This is a genomic window from Affinirhizobium helianthi, assembly GCF_042680945.1.
GTDB lineage: Bacteria > Pseudomonadota > Alphaproteobacteria > Rhizobiales > Rhizobiaceae > Neorhizobium > Neorhizobium helianthi.
In genome coordinates, this window is record NZ_JBHUEQ010000015.1 from 59,460 (window position 1) to 77,560 (window position 18,101).

The window sequence follows — 18,101 nt, forward strand, 5'->3', positions numbered from 1 at the left end:
TTGTACAAAAAAGACATTTAAGCAGTCTCTCAATTGGATATTCATTTCGTCTTAACCAAAATACATCGATTTTTACCGTATTGATGCGCGTCAATCATTTGGAAATATGCGCTTGCGCACTATTACAATCAATTCGTTAGTGTTGCCTACCCTTGATTGCATCCTTGGACGCTTGAATGATTGTTTCGGAACACAAGACCAGCCGCATGGGAAGCCGCCTGACATGGCGGAGATCCATTATGGGAAAAATTACGTTTTTCCTCTTGCTGGCTGTTGCCTTTGCCTATCTCTCCGGCGCGGCAACGGGCTGGTTCATGATCGAGCAAAGCCAGCGTGAAGACTGGAGACGGCAGGCAAGCACAAACGCACAAATCGCCAGCAGCTCAATTCGCGGTATTTACACCTTTGTATCAGTGGATATGACCTCGTCAGGACAGATCGTCCGTATCATCACGGAGCGGATGATTGGCGATGACGAATCCGTCCTCGATACTGGTTTCGTCCCGGTTGATGTTCTTGCCCTCGCTGCCATGCAGACAAAAGAGCGCGTGTGGCTGCTGACGTGGGACGATGCAAACCACCGCCTTGTTTCCATGACCGACAGTGACGGTGGCTCCGCAGATCTGCCTGTTCTGGTGGACGACCTGCAGTTCAAGACGTCTCAGAGCGACTTCAACAATTTCATGACCGGCTTCGCCCTGATCGGCGACCAAAGATACTACATCTCCCTTTTGCCGATCACGACGCCGGACGGGCAGTTGCTCGGAGCCGTGGCATCCAGCGCTGGCGAGGCCGAGCGCCTGCTGAAAATGCAGAGCGCATTTTATCGAAGCTCGATGCTCATGTTTGCGGTCATCATGCTGGCCACCGGCGGCGCTATCGTCTTCCTCATGCGAAGGTTGCTCCATCCGGTTCCGACCCTGATCGAAGCCTTGAAGAGAATTGCGCGCGACGAGACCGGCATACAGACCCCCTACCTGCGCCGGCGGGATGAAATCGGTCAGCTAGCCAATGCGGTGGAGACACTGAGAGAAGCCGTGGTGGAACGGGAACATCTGCGCCAGATGCGCGAAGCAGCCCGCGAGCTTGAGCATCTGGCGCACCATGACGCTCTCACCAGTCTGCCGAATCGTGCCTATCTGCAGAAAACCCTGAGCGAGATGCTCAAACTGCAGCCAACCAGCGGCAAAACCATCAATGTCATGTTGCTGGATCTCGATAAGTTCAAACCCGTCAACGACACCTATGGGCACGCTGTCGGCGATCAGATCCTCATCCACGCATGCAAGCGGGTAACAATGCTGCTGGGGCCGGACGATGTCTTCGCCCGGCTGGGCGGTGATGAATTTGCCCTCATACAGGTCGTGGCGTTCAATGCACGCAAAGAGGCCGAGCGATTGGCCACACGCATCATTGAAGCAATTTCTCGCCCCTTCCAGATCAATGACCTCTCACTTCGCATTGGTGCCAGCATCGGAATAGCCAGCGCGCCGCACCACGGATCGACCTCCAATCAGATCCTGAGCAATGCCGACGTTGCGTTGTACATGTCAAAAGGTGCGGGCCGTGGCTGCTTCCACATCTTCGAGCACGGCATGACGATGGAGGCATCCCACCGTTCGACTATCGAACTGGAGCTGATGCAGGCCATCGCTCAGGACGAGTTCGTCCTGCACTACCAACCCATCATCCGCACTCAGGAGGAGAGGATTTCCGGCTACGAAGCGTTGATACGCTGGAACCATCCCAGACGCGGCCTGTTGTCGCCCGATCAATTCATACCTGCTGCGGAAGAAGCAGGGTTCATCGTTGAGCTTGATCGTTGGGTTCTGAAGCAGGCCTGCGCAGAAATGGCCAACCGGGACGATGAGCTGTCCATCTCGGTCAATATCTCAGCCCTGGGTCTACTGCGGCAGGACCTTCCGGAATTCGTCCGTACCACCCTCGCGGATACGGGACTGACACCGGGCCGCCTCGAGCTCGAAATTACCGAAACCAGCCGCGTTTCAGAAGCAGCCTGCCTCGCCACGCTGTCGCAGATTCGAAACATGGGCGTCGGGATCGCAATTGATGATTTCGGAACAGGCTTTGCCTCGCTTTCATACCTCATAGACTTACCTGTTACCCGGATCAAACTGGACCGGCGCTTCATATCCGGCATAGTGGACAGCCCCCGATGTCTTAACATCGTGTCGTCCGCACTTGCTCTGGCGCGTTGCCTGGACATCGATGTCACCGCAGAGGGCATTGAAAACCTCCAACAGTTCGAACTGCTGAAGGCCGCCGGCTGCAAATCGGTGCAGGGCTATTTCTTTGGCAAGCCACAGCGTCTGGATGCAATGGTTCCCCACCATCAAAGCCACGGCTTCAATCGCGCCATTATGTAGAAAGGCATACATGATGCTCCGCCCGAAATTGCTCTTTCGCAAACGATTGTGCCTGCCGTCGAGCAGGAGTCCCCGAAGCGCGGCCTGTCTGTTCATTGCCGCATTCTTCTTTTCCACGGCCACCTCCTCGGCCTGGAGCCATGACAAGGTCGATACGATTGCCAAGATCCGGGAGAACCGCGTGATCGTGATCGGCTCGCGCCTGGAGGAGCCACCCTTTTCCTACGTCATCGACGGAAAAACCACCGGCTATGCAACCGAGCTTTGCAATCGTGTCGTCAAGGAAATGCAAGTCAGACTGAAACTGCCGGAGCTGGAAATTCGCTATGTCCCTGTGACGACGGCCACGCGCTTTGTCATGGTGCGCACAGGCAAGATAGACATGGAGTGCGCTGCGACGACCAACACTGCCGAGCGCCGAAAACTCGTGGCGTTCAGCTATCCGAACTTTGTCACCGCCACACGTTTCGTCTCCTTAAGGAAAAACCATTTTAAACGAGTAGCGGATCTGGCGGGTCGTACCGTCGCCGCCACAACCGGAACAGTCAACGTTGAGCAGCTTTATACCGTCAACCGCGCACGGGGGCTTAACATCTCGGTCCTGCTAAGCAAGGAAAACTCCGATTCATTCGCCTTGGTGTCATCCGGCAAGGCCTCTGCATTCGTCATGGATGACATACTTTTAGCGGGTCTTGTTGCCGCATCGCCTAATCCGGAAGCCTATGTCATCTCCCCCGAAGCATTCAGTCATCCCGAGCCCTACGGCATACTCCTGCCGCTTGGCGATGAAGCGTTCAAGGAAGCTGTCAACACGAGCCTGCGTCATATCTATCGCAGCGGCGAGATTTACGACTTGTACAGCAAGTGGTTCGAGCGTCCCATCCCACCAAACAACCAAAATATGAGAATGCAGATTTCACCGGAACTTCGCGCCATTTTCGATAATCCCAGGGAATATTTGGACTGATTATTCAATGAAGATCTATGCATTCAAAATTCTCTTTTTGTCGCTAATGGCGATCTGCATATCAAAATCTTTCGCAGAGGCTCAGCACTTCGCCTCCACTCCGACTGTTCCATCAACTGTCGAGCGAATGCGCAGCACAAGCAAGATCATCATCGGCTACGGAACAGCCCCGCCTTTTTCATTTCAGAATGCGAATGGAGAGGTGGTCGGCTATTCAATCGACCTGTGCAAGGCAATGGTCGAGGAAATGAGGAAAGAATTGAGGCTTGCCAAACTGCGGATCGAATATGTATCCCGCACCCCGGCAAACCGGCTGCAATTGCTGAATGACGGCACGATGGATCTCGAATGCTCATCTAGCACGAATACGCCGGAGCGGCGGAAGGTCGCCAATTTTTCTCCGCCGCATTTCATCATGCAAACGCGCTTCGTTTCCCTGGCCCGCAGCAATATTCGCAGCATCGAAGATCTTCGAGGCAAGAGCATCAGCGTGGTTCTGGGCACGATCAATATCGGGCAGATCCTGCAGATATCCCGCGATCGCAAGCTCGGCCTGATTTCCGTTCCGGTCGGTGAGGTACAGGACGCTTTCGATCTTGTAACGGCAGGAAAGGTCTCGGCCTTCGCGATGGACGACGTTCTGCTCTACAATCTTGTCGAGGAAAGTGGGCGACCGCAAGATTACGTCGTAAGCGATGCAAATCTGACCACAGCTGCGCCCTATGGCTTCATGAGCCGCCTCCATGACGCTGAATTTTCCGATCTGGTAAAGCGCACGGCATTGCGTGTTTACAGAAGCCCAGAAATGCAGGTCATCTATGATCGATGGTTCATGAAGCCCATCGGCGAGAAGAGGCACGTACTGAATCTGCCCATGAGCGAGGAGTTGAAAGCGTCGTTCGCAGGCGCAGACTGAGCGCCAAGCGAGCTGAAAAAGGATGTCTGCTCACGCGATCGAGATCGCCGCGGGGATAGTCAAGACCGGCGCTAGAGTATCGTCCGCGAGAGCGGAGCCGCCTGACATGCACTGTCTGCGCTTTTGCGCAGTCCGGACGTGGAACCCAGCCGCTTGGCAGCCACTTCCGAGAGCTTGGGAAAAGCCCGATTAAAAACGGCAAGGGCCAGCGCGAGAACGCGCCAGCCCATGATTAAGAATATAAAGGCTCAAGCCGCCTGCATTTGTGTATCGAGCGGGATTTCGACGTCGATCTCCAAAATGGAGAAGCGATCGTCGCGATCCATCTTCACGTGTACGCGATCGCTATCCAGTTCGACATGCTTGGCAATGACCGCGAGAATCTCTTCGCGAAGCAGCGCTACGAGATCATTGCTCGTTGCCACTCTTTCATGCGCCAGCAGAACCTGCAGCCGTTCCCGCGCCAATGGCGCGGACCGCTGCTTGTTGAAAAGCCGGAAAATGTTCATGCGGCCCTCCGTGCGAAGATTTTGCCAAACAGGCCTCGCTTTTCCTCAGGCATAGTCACCGGAACATCTTCACCAGCCAGGCGACGCGCCGCTTCGAAATAGGCCTGAGCCGGCGCAGACTTCGTATCGGCGATCGTAACCGGAGCACCAATGTTGGATGCCTTCAGCACGTCCATGCTTTCCGGAATAATGCCGAGCAGCGGAATGGACAGGATTTCCAGCACATCCTCAACCTTCAGCATGTCACCGCGCTGCGCACGGTTCTGATCGTAGCGGGTGAGGAGCAGGTGCTTCTCCATGCGCTCGCCACGCTCAGCCTTGATGGTCTTGGAATCGAGCAGACCGATGATGCGATCGGAGTCACGGACGGAGGAGACTTCCGGATTGGTGACCACGACAGCAACATCCGCATGACGCATGGCCAGCGTGGCACCGCGTTCAATACCGGCCGGGCTGTCGCAGATAACCCAGTCGAAATAACGCTTCAACTCGTTGATGACCCACTCGACGCCTTCCGGCGTCAGATTGTCCTTGTCGCGTGTCTGCGAGGCGGGCAGGAGGAAGAGATTCTCCAACCGCTTATCACGGATCAGCGCCTGCGTCAGCTTCGCGTCGCCTTGGATGACGTTGACCAGATCATAGACCACGCGGCGCTCGGCACCCATGACGAGATCGAGATTGCGCAGGCCGACATCGAAATCCACAACGACGACTTTTTCATTGCGCTGGGCCAAGGCTGCGCCCAAGGCTGCCGTAGAGGTCGTCTTGCCGACCCCGCCCTTGCCCGACGTAACAACGATTACCTTCCCCATCATTCTCTCCTGTCTGCGAGCGAGACGCTCAATTAAGTTTCTCGGTCAGAATTGCATCCCCTTCGAGCCAGACCTGCACGGGTTGCCCCAGGAGATCGGTCGGAAGATCTTCCGCCATTTTGTAAATCCCATCGATCGCGATCAGCTCTGCCTCAAGCTTGCGGCAGAAAATCCGCGCCTGCGAATTGCCAACGGAGCCAGCCATGGCCCTGCCCCGAAGTGCGCCGTAGATATGGACCGAGCCGCCTGCGATGACTTCCGCGCCAGAGGCTACCGATCCAACGATTGTCACATCACCCTCTGTAAAGATGATGGATTGCCCGGACCTTACGGGCTCGTTGATCACGAGCGATTGCAGGGTCGGCCGCGGCTGGGTCAGAACAGTCGCCTGCGCCTCCACAACCTCTGCCTTGTCGGTGTTTTCGTCTGTCGCCTGGAAGGCGGGCTGCACCTGTGCAACTTCGACATCACCGGCCGGACGACCACCCTTCAGCAAGGGCGGCATTCCCGGCGCCATCATGGAATGACGTGCGCCCTCAATGCCCATGATACTGACATTGCGCTCCGCCAGCTGGGCGAGTAATTCCGTCAGCTGTGCACGGTCGATCGCCAGATCGGTAACATCCAGAACGACCGGTCGCCCCAGGAAGAAACCCGCCGAACGCTTGGCAAGATCATCCAGCCGCTCCAGCCAGTGATCCAGCGGAAGGTCCGGAGAGAGCACGACAGCCAGAAATGAGCGGCCCTTGATGCGGATCGAGCGAGCGTCTGTTTGCACTTTGTTCATCTACGTTAAGAATTCGTTTATGCTGGTACCCGGAATTTGGTTAACAAATGGTTAACAGCCGCACCTCGGCAGCTAATGCCTGCCGGGCGAACGAAACCAGTGCGAATCCACTATCCGGTTGAAACCTCGCCCCTTTCTGTCGCCCGCAAAGCTTTCGTCAGGCTTGCGGCAAGGGCGGCGCGCGGCAAAATTGGCCGCACGAGGCGATCACTAATTGTTAAGAACTGACGTTACGTGAGGCGGGAAGCCAGAAACATAAAAAAAGCCCGCCGCGGGAGGAGCGGCAGGCTTTTATGGATAGCCGAATGACAGTTTGGGAGGAGGTACTGTCATTCCATCACACAGGTCTGGGAGGAGGAGATGACCTGTCTGAACACGAAGGCTGCGGGAGGAGGAGGAGCAGCGCTTCGATGTGCGTCTATGTAGGCGGATTTTTGCGGGGTTACAGCGCAAATGCCGCAGCGCAGACATGCGCTGCGCGCATATCATCGACCATATGCCCGGCGCGCCACCGCCCGGATTTCTCCGCGGCTGATGCCCAGATCGGCCAGTTCACGGCTCGACATCCGATTCAGCTCATCGACAGTTTGCCGATATTTGCGCCAGTTGTTGAATGTGCGTGTGAGGTTCATTGCCTTGCCCTTTTCTCAAGTGGAATGACCGATCAAAACAAGGGTCGGCCATCTCGTTCAGACAGGAGATGGGTATTGCAGTCCACTGCGATAAGGCACGGCACAACAATGCACCTATGCAGAAAACACAAGGCGACTCGAAGCGCTATTCGCCCCAGGTATTTTCGAGAACCCTGAGCCAATTTTGATAGGCAATCTTTGCGAGAGCGCCCTCATCGAAGCCTCTGGTCTTGAGAAGCTCGATGAGACGCGGCAACCCGGTGGCATCCCGCAATTCGTTGGGAACCGTTGTCCCATCAAAGTCGGAACCGAGGGCGACGTGCTCGACGCCAATGCGTTCGGCGATATATGCAAGGTGGTCTGCGATCAGGGACAAGGGCGTATCCAGATTGCGAACACCATCATCCCTGAGAAAGAGGACGCCATAGTTGATGCCGACCAGGCCACCACTCTCTGCAATCGCGTCCAGTTGGGCATCTGTAAGGTTACGACTATGCGGGCTGAGGGCGTGGGCATTGGAGTGCGTCGCGACCAGCGGTGCATCGGATAGCCGGGCGATATCCCAGAAGCCTTTCTCATTCATGTGGGAGAGATCGATCAGAATCCGAAGCTTGTTGCACGCCCGTATCAGCGCCCTGCCGGCATCCGTCAAACCCGGCCCGATGTCAGGACTATGCGGAAAGCGGAAGGGCACACCATGGGCAAAGATGTTGGGCCTGCTCCAGACGGGACCAAGACTGCGCAAGCCTGCCTGATGCAGCACGTAAAGCGCGTCCAGGTCAGACCCGATTGCCTCTACCCCCTCAATATGCAGAACCGGAGCAAAAACTCCTTTGCCTATGCAGGAAGAGATTTCCGCCGATGTGCGGCAAACCTTGATACTGCCGCCTGAACGGGACTCGAGTTCGAACAAACGTCGCGCCATGGCAAGCGTCTGTTGCAATGCCTCTTCCTGTGACGGAGCGGCGAAATTGCCATCGGCATCAGGCGCATGACTGGGCGATGGAACGAAGATAGCGAAAAATCCCCCTGCCAAACCGCCCGCCCGGGCTCTGGGGAGATCGATATGGCCACGCGCCTCCCCCTCCAGAAATGCTGCGACCGGATCGGCTTGTCCCGGCTGCATCATGCGCAGCAGAACATCATTGTGGCCGTCGAAAATGGGAATGAGAGAATGAGGGGTCATTTGACCTCCAGTAGTTTGAAATGCGACCGGGGAGGAGATGCAGGAAGATGCGCCAGATCCTCGCTTTCACTATCCTATTTGGCGCACTTCCGCAAAACGGTTCGCAGCGTTCCTTACGCTCTCCGTCTTGTAAACCCCGGAACCGCGTCGCCAAACCGGCAGCTTGATCTTCGCAAGCCTTGAACCATGTCTACAACAGGCCCATCTCGAATAGTCCAGTTCGCACCAACCGCAGTTGCGGTTACACCCCCAAGCACTTCCGAAGGGAGTTACAATGCATAAAGTGAAAGCCAATGGCGCCCAGATACCTGCCCTCGGTTTCGGCACCTTCCGCATGTCGGGAGAAGAGGTGATGCGCGTCATACCGAAAGCTATCCAGCTTGGCTTTCGCCATGTGGACACGGCGCAAATCTATGGCAACGAAGCTGAAGTCGGCGCGGCAATCCAGCAATCCGGTGTTGCACGCGGTGATATCTTCCTGACCACCAAGGTTTGGGTGGACAAGTTCGCGCACAAGGATTTTATCGCATCGGTGGACGAGAGCCTGAAAAAGCTCAAGACCGATTATGTCGATCTTCTGCTTTTGCACTGGCCGCAGAGCGATGTGCCGCTGGCAGAGCGCATGAACAGCCTGAACGAAGTCAAGCGCGCGGGCAAAGTGAAGAATATTGGCATTTCCAATTTCAACATTGAAATGATGAACGAGGCGGTCAAGCTGTCGGATGCGCCTGTGGCCACCAATCAGGTGGAGCTTCACCCCTATCTGGATCAGAGCAAGCTTCTTGCGGCCGCCCGGCAGCATGGCGTTTCCCTCACCGCCTACTATCTGATGGCAGATGGCAAGGTGCCGAAAGATGAGGTGCTCAAGGATATCGGCGCACGGCATAAGAAGACCGCTGCACAAGTGGTGTTGCGCTGGGCGGTTCAGCAGCCCGATGTCATTGCGCTCTCGAAGACGGCAAATGTTGATCGCCTGCAGGAAAACTTCGATGTGTTCGACTTTGAGCTGACGGGCGCGGAAATGGCCGAGATTGCAAAATTGGCAAAGCCTGACGGCCGTATCGTCAACCCCGCGCATCTGCGGCCGCCGCATTGGGATTAAGCCTGCCCAGATCAAAAGTCCCTCCGCAGGTCTGCGGAGGGATAGACACTATCAGCGCTTGCGCACGAACTCAGTACGCAAGACCAGCCCCTTGATGGCATCGTGACGGCAATCGATTTCTTCGGGATTGTCGGTCAGACGGATCGACCGGATGACGGTTCCCTGCTTCAGCGTTTGGCCCGCACCCTTGACCTTAAGATCCTTGATCAGAACCACGCTGTCGCCATCGGCAAGCAGGTTTCCGGAAGCGTCCCGCGCCTCTGCCGCCTTGGCAGCCTGCGCCTTCACTTCCGATGCGGGCCGCCATTCTCCCGTTGCTTCGTCATAGATATACTCATCGTCATCGGCGGCCATAGGATTTTCCTTTTTCAAGCAAACTTGCCGCTTACAGGGTCAAACCATGCGGTGTCAAAGCCGGTCACGGCACACCAGCGTGAAAAGCGCCGAGGCTTGCGATTCGTCAATTATTTGAACTATCTCACCAACGAGAGGCGCTCCCGTTTTTCTCCTTGCGACGGTTGCTGCGTCTCGTTCCATCGAAAAAGCCGGGAGGCTTTTTGGCGACCCAGGCGACAAATTTTGCCATTTCGGGATGCCCAAGCAGGGCATCGACCGTGGAATAGGTGGTTTCAAGCTCACCTTCTGAAAACAGGGCATGGATCTGACGATGGCAAATTCGATGAAGCGTCTGCGTCTCGCGCCCGCCGCGGCTCTTTGGAACCAGATGATGCTCATCACGCTGATCTTCCGGAATGTCACGCCCGCAAAGAGGGCAGATGACATCCTGCGGCGGTTGATACCAGGGGGCAATTTTCTCGCGATGCTTCCGAGCCATTTCAAACCTTTCCATCCATCGGAAATATGGTTGCCAGAGCGGCCAGAAGCAATGGGAGCAAGGCTTGACCTCTGCACAAGGAAGGGCTCTACAAGTTGAGCGCCTGCCCTTGTGCAGGATGGAGACATGCATGGATCATCACGGCCCCGCGCAAGGCGATCAACTGGACCACGGCTGGCGCGAACTGCTTCGCGCACCCTATGGTCTCAGACTGATGGCGATCTCGGCAGGGATCGGCCTGCACGCCTTCAATGAGGTGGCCATAGCTCCCGTTCTTCCGATAGCGCTGGATTCGCTGGGCGGCATCGCGCTGTTGCCCTTTGTCTATGCTGCTTTCTTTGCAATGGTTATTGTGGGCGGCCTGTCTGCCTCCCCCCTGCGGAGACGTTTTGGCACGCGACTGGCGCTATCAGCGGCAGGCGTCATCTATCTTTTGGGCATGGCGATACAGTTTAGCGCTGTAAGCGCACCTGCTCTGCTTTTGGGAAGAGTTGCGCAAGGGCTTGCAGATGGCTGGATAGTTGCCCTTTCCTATACATTGATAGCCGACCTTTTTCCGCCTCTGCTGGTAGCGCGAATCTTTGCCGTAGAAGCAATTCTCTGGGCGGCGGCGGCCGTTCTTGGGCCATTCGCGGGTGGGCTGACGGTCCAATATCTCGGCTGGCGCATCGCCTTGGTTGTGAGTGTGCCGGTGGTCATTCTGTTTTTTGCCATCTTGCCCTTCGCACTGCCAAAGCACGACAAACCGCAAATGGCCGGCACCAGGCACCTGCTGATTCCGCCTCGGCTGTTCACACTCAATTCAACGGTTGGCCGCGGCAGCTGGCTGCTGTTTTTGATGATGTGCGCGCAAAGCGTTTCGACCGTCTTTCTGGCCTACACCCTGCACCACCGGCTTGGGCTTGAACCGGTCAAGGTTGGCCTTGTGCTGGTCACATTGGCGCTGAGCTGGAGCCTAGGTGCCATTCCGATCGCAAACATCGATCATCTGCCAACGCGCCAGCGGATCATGCGCATCGGTCCGCTTCTCCAAATCTGCGGCGCGGGATTGGTCTCAACGGGTCTCTACAGCAGTCATCTGTGGCTCGTGCTGCTCGGGCAGGTCCTCAACGGCCTCGGCTTTTCCATGGCATTTGCGAGCGCAAGCCAGGCCATCATTGAAGATGCCGAGCCGGAACATCGGATGACCACCAGCGCCTTGCTGCCATCCCTCGAAACCAGCGGCTTTGTTGTTGGTTCAAGCGTTATCGGCGGCTTGGCGTCCATGCTCGGCGCGCAAAGCCATTTGGCAGGCACATCGCCGACACCCGTGATATTCTATCTATGGGGCACTTCGGCCTTCATCTCGCTGCTGGCATTTCTGGCAGCACGCGGCGTGACTGTCAGGTTGCGCAGTTCCTGAGGTTTTGCCGCGCCTTCCGTGGCGTCTTCGGGCTTGACGCCGTGACTTTACGCCGTAAAACACAAATTAGCTTTACGGCATGCAGCGCAGACTGTGCAGCAGTTTGCGACAACAACATAGGTTGAAACAAAGGCGTAAAGCGTGAGGAGCGGATCTGAGAGACCGCAATAGGCTTTTAGAAGGAGATTGATGCGCAGAGACCCGATCTGACCCGGTTCGAACCGGCCTTGTGCGCAGGGCTGGCTTTCTTTGCACATTCAATTTCTGGAGCTTATTCTCATGAAAAGCACCGATCTGGTAATCCGGCCCTATGATGCGGCCGCAGATCTCACCCGGCTGTCCGCTATCTGGCTTTCGGCATCGCGTATCGCCCACCCCTTCATTGGCGAGCAGCAACTGCAGGAGCAACAGGTTCTCGTTGAAACCCTCTATCTGCCAACGGCAGAAACATGGGTTGCCAGTATGACGGGTGAAGCCGTGGGCTTTATCAGCCTGCTGGATCAGTTTATCGGAGGCCTGTTCATCGAGCCTTGCCGGCAAGGCGAAGGCATTGGCAGGGCTCTGGTTCAGCACGCCCTCGCCCGCAAGGGTGATTTGTCGCTTGATGTGTACACGCAAAATCGGCAGGCTTTCGGCTTCTATCTCAAGCTCGGCTTTCAGGAAGTATCCCGTCGATCGGCAGACGATCAGGGGCTGCCCTTTGAAAATGCAAGGCTTCTCCTGAAAGCTTGAGACGAATGCAACTGGGCAAGCGCATGGGGACGTGGTTCGCTATGCGCTTGCCTTCCCCGGCAGGGGCTAAAATATCCAAGGCGGCCTTGGACTCGCCACGTTTTCCACGCTACCCCGTCTGCGCACATATCGGAGGCTCATCGAAAGGCTTTTCTATGCTTCGAAAACTCTATGCCTGGACCATGGCGCTCGCCGCGAAGAAGGCAGCGGCATGGTGGCTTGCCATCATCGCATTCGTCGAAAGCTCGTTTTTTCTGGTTCCGGCGGATGTTCTGTTCGTTCCAATGGTACTGGCAAGACCGCGACGAGCCTATCTTTACGCTGGAATCGCCACCGCAGCGTCGGTTTTCGGCGGCATTCTCGGCTGGATGATTGGTCACTATGCCTTCGCAGCCATCGCAAAGCCTGTCCTGACCTTCTACGGCAAGCTCGACACGTTCGAGACTTTGGCCGGATCCGTGAACTGGGAGACAATTCTGCTTCTTCTGGTCACGTCAGGTGCTGCTCACCTGCCCCCCATCAAGGTGGTCACCATCCTGTCGGGCGTCGCGAACTTCTCGCTTGGCTGGTTTATCCTGTCCGCCATCGCGGCACGCGGCGCGCGCTTCTTCGCGCTCGCATGGCTGTTGAACCGATACGGTGAAGAGATGCGGCACTTCATAGAGAAGCGCCTCAGTCTCGTCACTGGAATTGCCGCCATAGCGCTGATTGCCGTCTATATCGCCTATCACTTTCTCAGATAGGCGATGAGGCGCGGCCAGAGCACGTGCTACAAAATCGCTGGCGCACTCCCGCCGGGACGTGTTCTAGCGTTTGAGGCTGCCCAGAATACCCCGCACCAGAGCGCGGCCGATCTGATTGGCAACCTGGCTTGCAACAGAACGCGCAGCACTCTTCATGGCCGCTTCGATCACCGTCTCTCTCTGATAGCCGCTACGAGCGCTTCCGGCTTTCTTCCTCGGTGAAGGCTCGTCCTCGAGGTCATCGCCAAAGCCGGGCAATGTCCAGCGGCCAGCAGCACCCGCGTCCTCCCCATCTTCTCTCACCTCAATTTCAGCACGACGGGGTACTTCCTTTTGACCCGCCTTTTCGGCACGCGCCATGAGGATTTCAAAGGCAGATTCGCGATCAATATCCTCGTCATACTGGCCAGCCACGGGGCTTGCATGGATGATCTTGCGGCGCTCATCGTCGGACAGCGGTCCGATCCGCGCGGCTGGCGGACGAATCAGAGTACGCTCCACGATCGAAGGCGCACCCTTGCCTTCAAGGGTGGAAACCAGAGCCTCGCCGGTTCCAAGCTGCGTGATCGCTTCGTCCGTCCTGAAATCCGGATTGGCACGAAATGTCTCCGCCGCCGTCTTCACAGCCTTCTGCTCTCGGGGTGTATAGGCGCGCAATGCGTGCTGAACACGGTTGCCCAACTGCGCCAGAACCGTTTCCGGCACATCCAGCGGATTTTGCGTGATGAAATAGACGCCAACCCCCTTGGAACGGATCAGGCGAACCACCTGTTCCACACGTTCCAACAACACCTTCGGTGCTTCGGAAAACAGGAGATGTGCCTCGTCGAAAAAGAAGACAAGCCGCGGCTTCTCAGGGTCGCCCACTTCCGGAAGTTCTTCGAAAAGCTCAGAAAGCAACCATAGCAGAAAGGTGGCGTAGAGCCTTGGGTTCATCATCAACCGGTCTGCGGCGAGCACGGAAACGACACCGCGACCGTCCGGCGCTGTGCGCATGATATCGCTGATGCGCAGCGCCGGCTCACCGAAGAAATGCTCGGCACCCTGCTGCTCGAGAACCAGAAGCCCGCGCTGCAGCGATCCGACGGAAGCCTTTGAGGCAAAGCCGTAGCGTTGTGAAATCTCGCCTGCATGCTCTCCCATATAGGTGAGGAGCGCCTGCAGATCCTTGAGGTCGAGAAGCGGAAGTCCTCCTTCGTCGGCAATCTTGAAGGCAATGTTAAGCACCCCTTCCTGCGCGTCGCTGGCATCCATCAAGCGAGCCAGAAGAAGAGGCCCCATCTCCGCCACGGTGGAGCGAACGCGATGTCCCTTCTCTCCGTAGAGATCCCAGAAGATTGTCGGGAAGGCAGCATTGTCATACTCGGCGAACTGAATCTGCTCGGCGCGCTTCAGCAGGAAATCCTTCGGTTCGCCCATGGCGGCAATACCGGAAAGATCGCCCTTGATATCCGAACAGAAGACAGGAACGCCCGCAGCGGAGAAGCCTTCGGCCAATACCTGCAGCGTGACGGTCTTTCCCGTCCCGGTCGCGCCTGTCACCAAGCCATGGCGATTGCCGAACTTCAACGTGAGATATTCGGCCTTCTTAAGCGTATCGTCTGAATTGCGGCTGCCGCCCAAGAAGAGTTTTCCTGCTTCATCCATGCAACTGGCTCCCGCCTACAAACGTTCAATCCTGCTAAAGGTATAGGGTGCCGTTTTCGGAACCGCAACGCCCCGAACCGAGGACGACAGGGATGGCAGATGTGATGACGGCGAAGGATAGAGCACACGGGCGAAACGCTCACCAGCCAGGACACATCCCGCTCAAGGGCGTAAAGGACGTCCTCTACCGTGTGTACCTGTCACTGAACGCCGACAGGGTCATGCTCGTTGCGGCGGGGGTTACTTTCTATCTTCTTCTCGCCATTTTCCCTGCCATGGCGGCACTGGTATCCGTCTACGGGTTCGTCGCAGACCCGGCTACGATTGCCTCACGCATCGCCTTTCTCGCACAGGTCATGCCATCCGATGGGCTGAATATCTTCCTGGATCAGTTGAAAGCGCTCGCCACAGAACAGCGTAGCGCCTTGAGCTTTGGCCTTGTCTTTGGTCTACTGGTGGCCGTCTGGAGCGCCAATAATGGCGTGAAAGCCATGTTCGAGGCCATGAACATCGCCTATGGCGAGGATGAAAAGCGAAGCTTCATCCGCCTGAATCTGGTTTCCCTCACATTTACACTCGGGGCACTGGTTGCGGCAGTTATTCTAATTGTCGCGCTGGGCGTCATTCCTGCCATGATTGCCTTCCTGAGCCTCGGCAAAGAGGCCGACACCCTGTTTCGATTCTTGCGTTGGCCTCTCCTGCTGGTCCTGGCTACATTCGGTATCTGCCTGCTCTATCGCTATGGCCCCAGCCGTGAGGCGGCCAAAATGCGCTGGCTCACCTGGGGCGCCGCCCTGGCCGCGCTGACATGGCTTCTGGGCTCGCTGGGCGTCACCTTTTATCTTTCCCATGTTGCCAATTACAATGCGACCTACGGCACGCTGGGTGCTCTTGTCGGCTTTCTCTTCTGGACCTGGATTTCAGCCATCATTGTCATCATGGGCGCGGAACTGAATGCCGAACTGGAACACCAGACCGCCATCGATTCGACAACCGGTGACCCCAAGCCGATGGGTTCACGCGGTGCAGCGGTGGCAGACACCCTGGGTGACACCGTTTCCTGAATACAAAGATGCATTCCCGCTTGTCCTCCCTTGCACCCGTCTACGGTTTTCTTTACTTTGACGTTAACGTCAAACAAAGTGAGGAGAGGTTGATGAACGAGTTGGTGAGCCGCGTTGCGGACAATGTGGGCATTGCGCCGGACGTCGCCGAAAAGGCCGTTGGCATGATGCTCGGTTTCCTGCAGCGCGAAGCCGATGATGCTGCTGTGGCACGCATGATCGAGGCAATCCCCGGCGCGCCGGAACTTGTGGCCAGGTTCAATGGCGAAGGCAAAAGCGGCGGAATGCTGAGCGGCCTGCTTTCCAGCATGGGCGGCGGTGTAATGGCACTGGGTCAGCAGCTCATGGGCCTTGGTCTCGGCATGGGTGAAATCACCTCGCTTGCACGTGAAACCATTGCCGTTGCGCGCGAGCATGCAGGCTCAGATACCGTGGATGAAGTGGTCAATTCCGTTCCAGGCCTCAGCCAGTTCGTCTAAAGCGACATCCCCTTTTTGCATGCTGCGGCCGCCCCAAGGGCGGCCGCTTTCGTTTATGACAAGGCATAAACGAGCAACAACTGACTGTTAACCAGAATTTGAAATTATAAAATTCTATCTAATTTTCCGCCCCACTTAGCCTTTATGTGTGGTGCACATTCTCAAGGGGGCCGGAATGACCGATCGAGTGCAAGGTGTACGTCCATTGCTGATGGCAATGTTGCTGGGCTTTTGCACCTGTATCTTGGCATTCCCCGCCCAGGCCGGCTATGCCCATTTCATCATGGATGCCAATACCGGCAAGGTTCTGGATGCACAGAACGCCGATACCCTCAATCATCCCGCATCCCTGACCAAGATGATGACACTCTACATGGTGTTCGAGGCATTGCATGATGGGCGTTTGCGCTGGGATCAGAAGATCTCCATGTCCGTCAATGGCGCTCGCACGACGCCTACCAAGCTCGGGATTCGGGCAGGACAAACCTACACGGTACGCGAGGCGGTCTATGGCATGATCGTCAAATCCGCCAACGATGTGGCGGAAGGTATCGGTGACCACCTCTATGGGTCGGAAGATCGCTTTGCCGCCGCAATGACCAGAAAAGCCCGTCAGTTGGGGATGAGCCGCACAGTTTTCCGCAACGGCTCCGGATTGCCAGATATGCAGCAGGTGACAACGGCACGCGACATGGCGCGGCTCGGTCTGGCGTTAATGCGCGATTTCCCGCAGGAATACAGGCTCTTCTCAATGCCGTCCTTCAGCTTTCGCGGCAAGACCATTCGCGGCCACAATAATCTCATGTATCGGTATCGAGGCATGGATGGCATCAAGACCGGCTATACCAATGCCTCCGGCTTCAACCTGGTGAGTGCTGTCAACGACAATGGCCGCCGCGTGATCGGCGTGGTTCTTGGTGGGAAATCCGCCCGCAGCCGCGATGCACAAATGGCCGCCTTGCTGGACAAAGCCATGCCACGTGCAGCCCAACGCGGTGGCACAATCGTCGCAGCTGTTTCAGCGGAGATGCCTCAGCGTGAAACCGAGAGCAAGGTGAGCCTGCCGCGCACAGCCGTTCCAGCGCCGATTCCAGTCCAGGCTGCGGCTCCAGAGCCCGTTGTCGAACCCGCCAGTGAAGTGGCGGTTGCCCAGCCAGCACCGCCCGTCGTGGCAGACCGCTACAAGAAAAGCGGCCATTCTCTTGCCCCGGCTGAACCGAGCCCATCAGCGCTCGGCTATGCCGAACCCATGGCAACCGGCAACATTCCCTTCCGCCAGGCAAGTGCTCCTGGTTGGCGCATTCAATTGGCCGCTTCTGGGAATGAGAATGATGCGATTGCACTGCTGGCTCGTGCCATGCCGAAACTCGACGGGAAGTTCCAGAACGTGACGCCCTACACGGAGACGGTTCACAGCGGTTCTTCCGTACTCCATCGTGCGCGCTTCTCCGGCTTCAGCAGCCAGGCTGCGGCTCAATCCGCCTGCAAGGTTCTGGCCTCCGCCAAATTTGCTTGCCAGGTCGTCGCGGCAGGCAGTTGAGAGCACGCATCCTCTCAGTTTTTTCTGCACCTGCATTCGCAGTGAGCGTGACCATTGCTGCGGTTGTCTTTCCCGGTACCCACGCCAGAAAATGGCATTGACCGTTGAATTCATGTGCAGCCGGTTTGCAGCGCGCCTGTACAAACGCTTAAGTATTTGGGAACCGGTGTGGACGCGGTTGTCATGGGCGAACTTTGTCTTGGCCATTTCTGCCATGGATCAGGATGTGGACGGCTCAATTCATGCCCAAAGCGCATTCCGGGCATGCCCATTATATGAGCAAATATCATCAATTAATGACAATTGTAAGTTTAGTTTATGTGCATATGCCTGTTTTATTTGCTTAGCCGCTAAAATCTTA

18 protein-coding genes are annotated in these 18,101 nt (G+C 56.7%); 10 read left to right on the top strand and 8 right to left on the bottom strand.

Translation table 11 applies throughout. From position 1 onward, the window contains the following. The first annotated feature begins 239 nt into the window (after positions 1 to 239). The 3 genes from ACFSE1_RS07935 to ACFSE1_RS07945 all read left to right on the top strand — a co-directional run bounded on the left by ACFSE1_RS07935 (position 240) and on the right by ACFSE1_RS07945 (position 4,270). Positions 240 to 2,387: a putative bifunctional diguanylate cyclase/phosphodiesterase gene (locus ACFSE1_RS07935; RefSeq protein WP_377398963.1), complete on the top strand. Its 2,148-nt coding sequence runs from the start codon at positions 240 to 242 to the stop codon at positions 2,385 to 2,387. A 10-nt stretch (positions 2,388 to 2,397) separates the two neighbouring features. Further along, positions 2,398 to 3,354 carry an amino acid ABC transporter substrate-binding protein gene (locus ACFSE1_RS07940; protein ID WP_377398966.1) on the top strand — a complete coding sequence of 319 codons (957 nt, stop codon included), beginning with the start codon at positions 2,398 to 2,400 and terminating at the stop codon, positions 3,352 to 3,354. Between the two features lie 127 nt (positions 3,355 to 3,481). Beyond that, the gene (locus ACFSE1_RS07945) at positions 3,482 to 4,270 is read left to right on the top strand and encodes an amino acid ABC transporter substrate-binding protein (RefSeq protein ID WP_377398969.1); all 789 of its coding nucleotides are present in this window, start codon (positions 3,482 to 3,484) and stop codon (positions 4,268 to 4,270) included. A gap of 248 nt (positions 4,271 to 4,518) precedes the next feature. On the opposite strand, the gene minE is transcribed toward ACFSE1_RS07945, so the two are convergent. The 5 genes from minE to ACFSE1_RS07970 form a co-directional block, all read right to left on the bottom strand. Next, on the bottom strand, positions 4,519 to 4,779 hold the full coding sequence (gene minE / locus ACFSE1_RS07950; protein WP_377398972.1) for a cell division topological specificity factor MinE: 261 nt from the start codon (positions 4,777 to 4,779) through the stop codon (positions 4,519 to 4,521). Further along, entirely contained in the window at positions 4,776 to 5,591 is an 816-nt protein-coding gene (gene minD, locus ACFSE1_RS07955) for a septum site-determining protein MinD (RefSeq protein ID WP_377398975.1), read from the bottom strand. Before minD ends, minE begins: the two co-directional genes overlap by 4 nt. Before the next feature lie 28 nt (positions 5,592 to 5,619). Then, positions 5,620 to 6,378 (bottom strand): septum site-determining protein MinC, encoded by a 759-nt coding sequence (gene minC, locus ACFSE1_RS07960; RefSeq protein ID WP_377398978.1) that lies wholly within the window; start codon positions 6,376 to 6,378, stop codon positions 5,620 to 5,622. Between the two features lie 485 nt (positions 6,379 to 6,863). Beyond that, positions 6,864 to 7,010 carry a DUF1127 domain-containing protein gene (locus tag ACFSE1_RS07965; RefSeq protein ID WP_377398981.1) on the bottom strand — a complete coding sequence of 49 codons (147 nt, stop codon included), beginning with the start codon at positions 7,008 to 7,010 and terminating at the stop codon, positions 6,864 to 6,866. A gap of 145 nt (positions 7,011 to 7,155) precedes the next feature. Beyond that, positions 7,156 to 8,196 carry a dipeptidase gene (locus ACFSE1_RS07970; protein ID WP_377398984.1) on the bottom strand — a complete coding sequence of 347 codons (1,041 nt, stop codon included), beginning with the start codon at positions 8,194 to 8,196 and terminating at the stop codon, positions 7,156 to 7,158. A gap of 274 nt (positions 8,197 to 8,470) precedes the next feature. On the opposite strand from ACFSE1_RS07970, the gene ACFSE1_RS07975 reads away from it, so the two are divergent. Beyond that, positions 8,471 to 9,298, top strand: a complete 828-nt coding sequence (locus ACFSE1_RS07975; RefSeq protein ID WP_377398988.1) for an aldo/keto reductase — start codon at positions 8,471 to 8,473, stop codon at positions 9,296 to 9,298. A gap of 51 nt (positions 9,299 to 9,349) precedes the next feature. On the opposite strand, the gene ACFSE1_RS07980 is transcribed toward ACFSE1_RS07975, so the two are convergent. Next, entirely contained in the window at positions 9,350 to 9,652 is a 303-nt protein-coding gene (locus ACFSE1_RS07980) for an alkylphosphonate utilization protein (RefSeq protein ID WP_377398991.1), read from the bottom strand. A gap of 124 nt (positions 9,653 to 9,776) precedes the next feature. Then, on the bottom strand, positions 9,777 to 10,133 hold the full coding sequence (locus ACFSE1_RS07985; protein WP_377398994.1) for an HNH endonuclease: 357 nt from the start codon (positions 10,131 to 10,133) through the stop codon (positions 9,777 to 9,779). A gap of 130 nt (positions 10,134 to 10,263) precedes the next feature. Here ACFSE1_RS07985 and ACFSE1_RS07990 point away from each other — a divergent pair, with 130 nt between their 5' ends. The 3 genes from ACFSE1_RS07990 (at position 10,264) to ACFSE1_RS08000 (ending at position 13,010) form a co-directional block, all read left to right on the top strand. Further along, a complete protein-coding gene (locus ACFSE1_RS07990; protein ID WP_377398997.1) occupies positions 10,264 to 11,535 on the top strand; it encodes an MFS transporter in 1,272 nt (423 codons plus the stop codon). 279 nt (positions 11,536 to 11,814) lie between these two features. After that, a complete protein-coding gene (locus ACFSE1_RS07995; RefSeq protein ID WP_377399000.1) occupies positions 11,815 to 12,267 on the top strand; it encodes a GNAT family N-acetyltransferase in 453 nt (150 codons plus the stop codon). A gap of 155 nt (positions 12,268 to 12,422) precedes the next feature. Then, on the top strand, positions 12,423 to 13,010 hold the full coding sequence (locus tag ACFSE1_RS08000) for a YqaA family protein (protein WP_377399003.1): 588 nt from the start codon (positions 12,423 to 12,425) through the stop codon (positions 13,008 to 13,010). 63 nt (positions 13,011 to 13,073) lie between these two features. On the opposite strand, the gene ACFSE1_RS08005 is transcribed toward ACFSE1_RS08000, so the two are convergent. Continuing rightward, positions 13,074 to 14,657, bottom strand: a complete 1,584-nt coding sequence (locus tag ACFSE1_RS08005; RefSeq protein ID WP_377399006.1) for a helicase HerA-like C-terminal domain-containing protein — start codon at positions 14,655 to 14,657, stop codon at positions 13,074 to 13,076. A 92-nt stretch (positions 14,658 to 14,749) separates the two neighbouring features. Here ACFSE1_RS08005 and ACFSE1_RS08010 point away from each other — a divergent pair, with 92 nt between their 5' ends. The 3 genes from ACFSE1_RS08010 (at position 14,750) to ACFSE1_RS08020 (ending at position 17,740) form a co-directional block, all read left to right on the top strand. Next, positions 14,750 to 15,721 carry a YihY/virulence factor BrkB family protein gene (locus ACFSE1_RS08010; RefSeq protein ID WP_377399009.1) on the top strand — a complete coding sequence of 324 codons (972 nt, stop codon included), beginning with the start codon at positions 14,750 to 14,752 and terminating at the stop codon, positions 15,719 to 15,721. A 92-nt stretch (positions 15,722 to 15,813) separates the two neighbouring features. Then, positions 15,814 to 16,200: a hypothetical protein gene (locus tag ACFSE1_RS08015; RefSeq protein WP_377399012.1), complete on the top strand. Its 387-nt coding sequence runs from the start codon at positions 15,814 to 15,816 to the stop codon at positions 16,198 to 16,200. A gap of 211 nt (positions 16,201 to 16,411) precedes the next feature. Next, entirely contained in the window at positions 16,412 to 17,740 is a 1,329-nt protein-coding gene (locus ACFSE1_RS08020; RefSeq protein ID WP_377399763.1) for a serine hydrolase, read from the top strand. Positions 17,741 to 18,101: the final 361 nt, after the last annotated feature.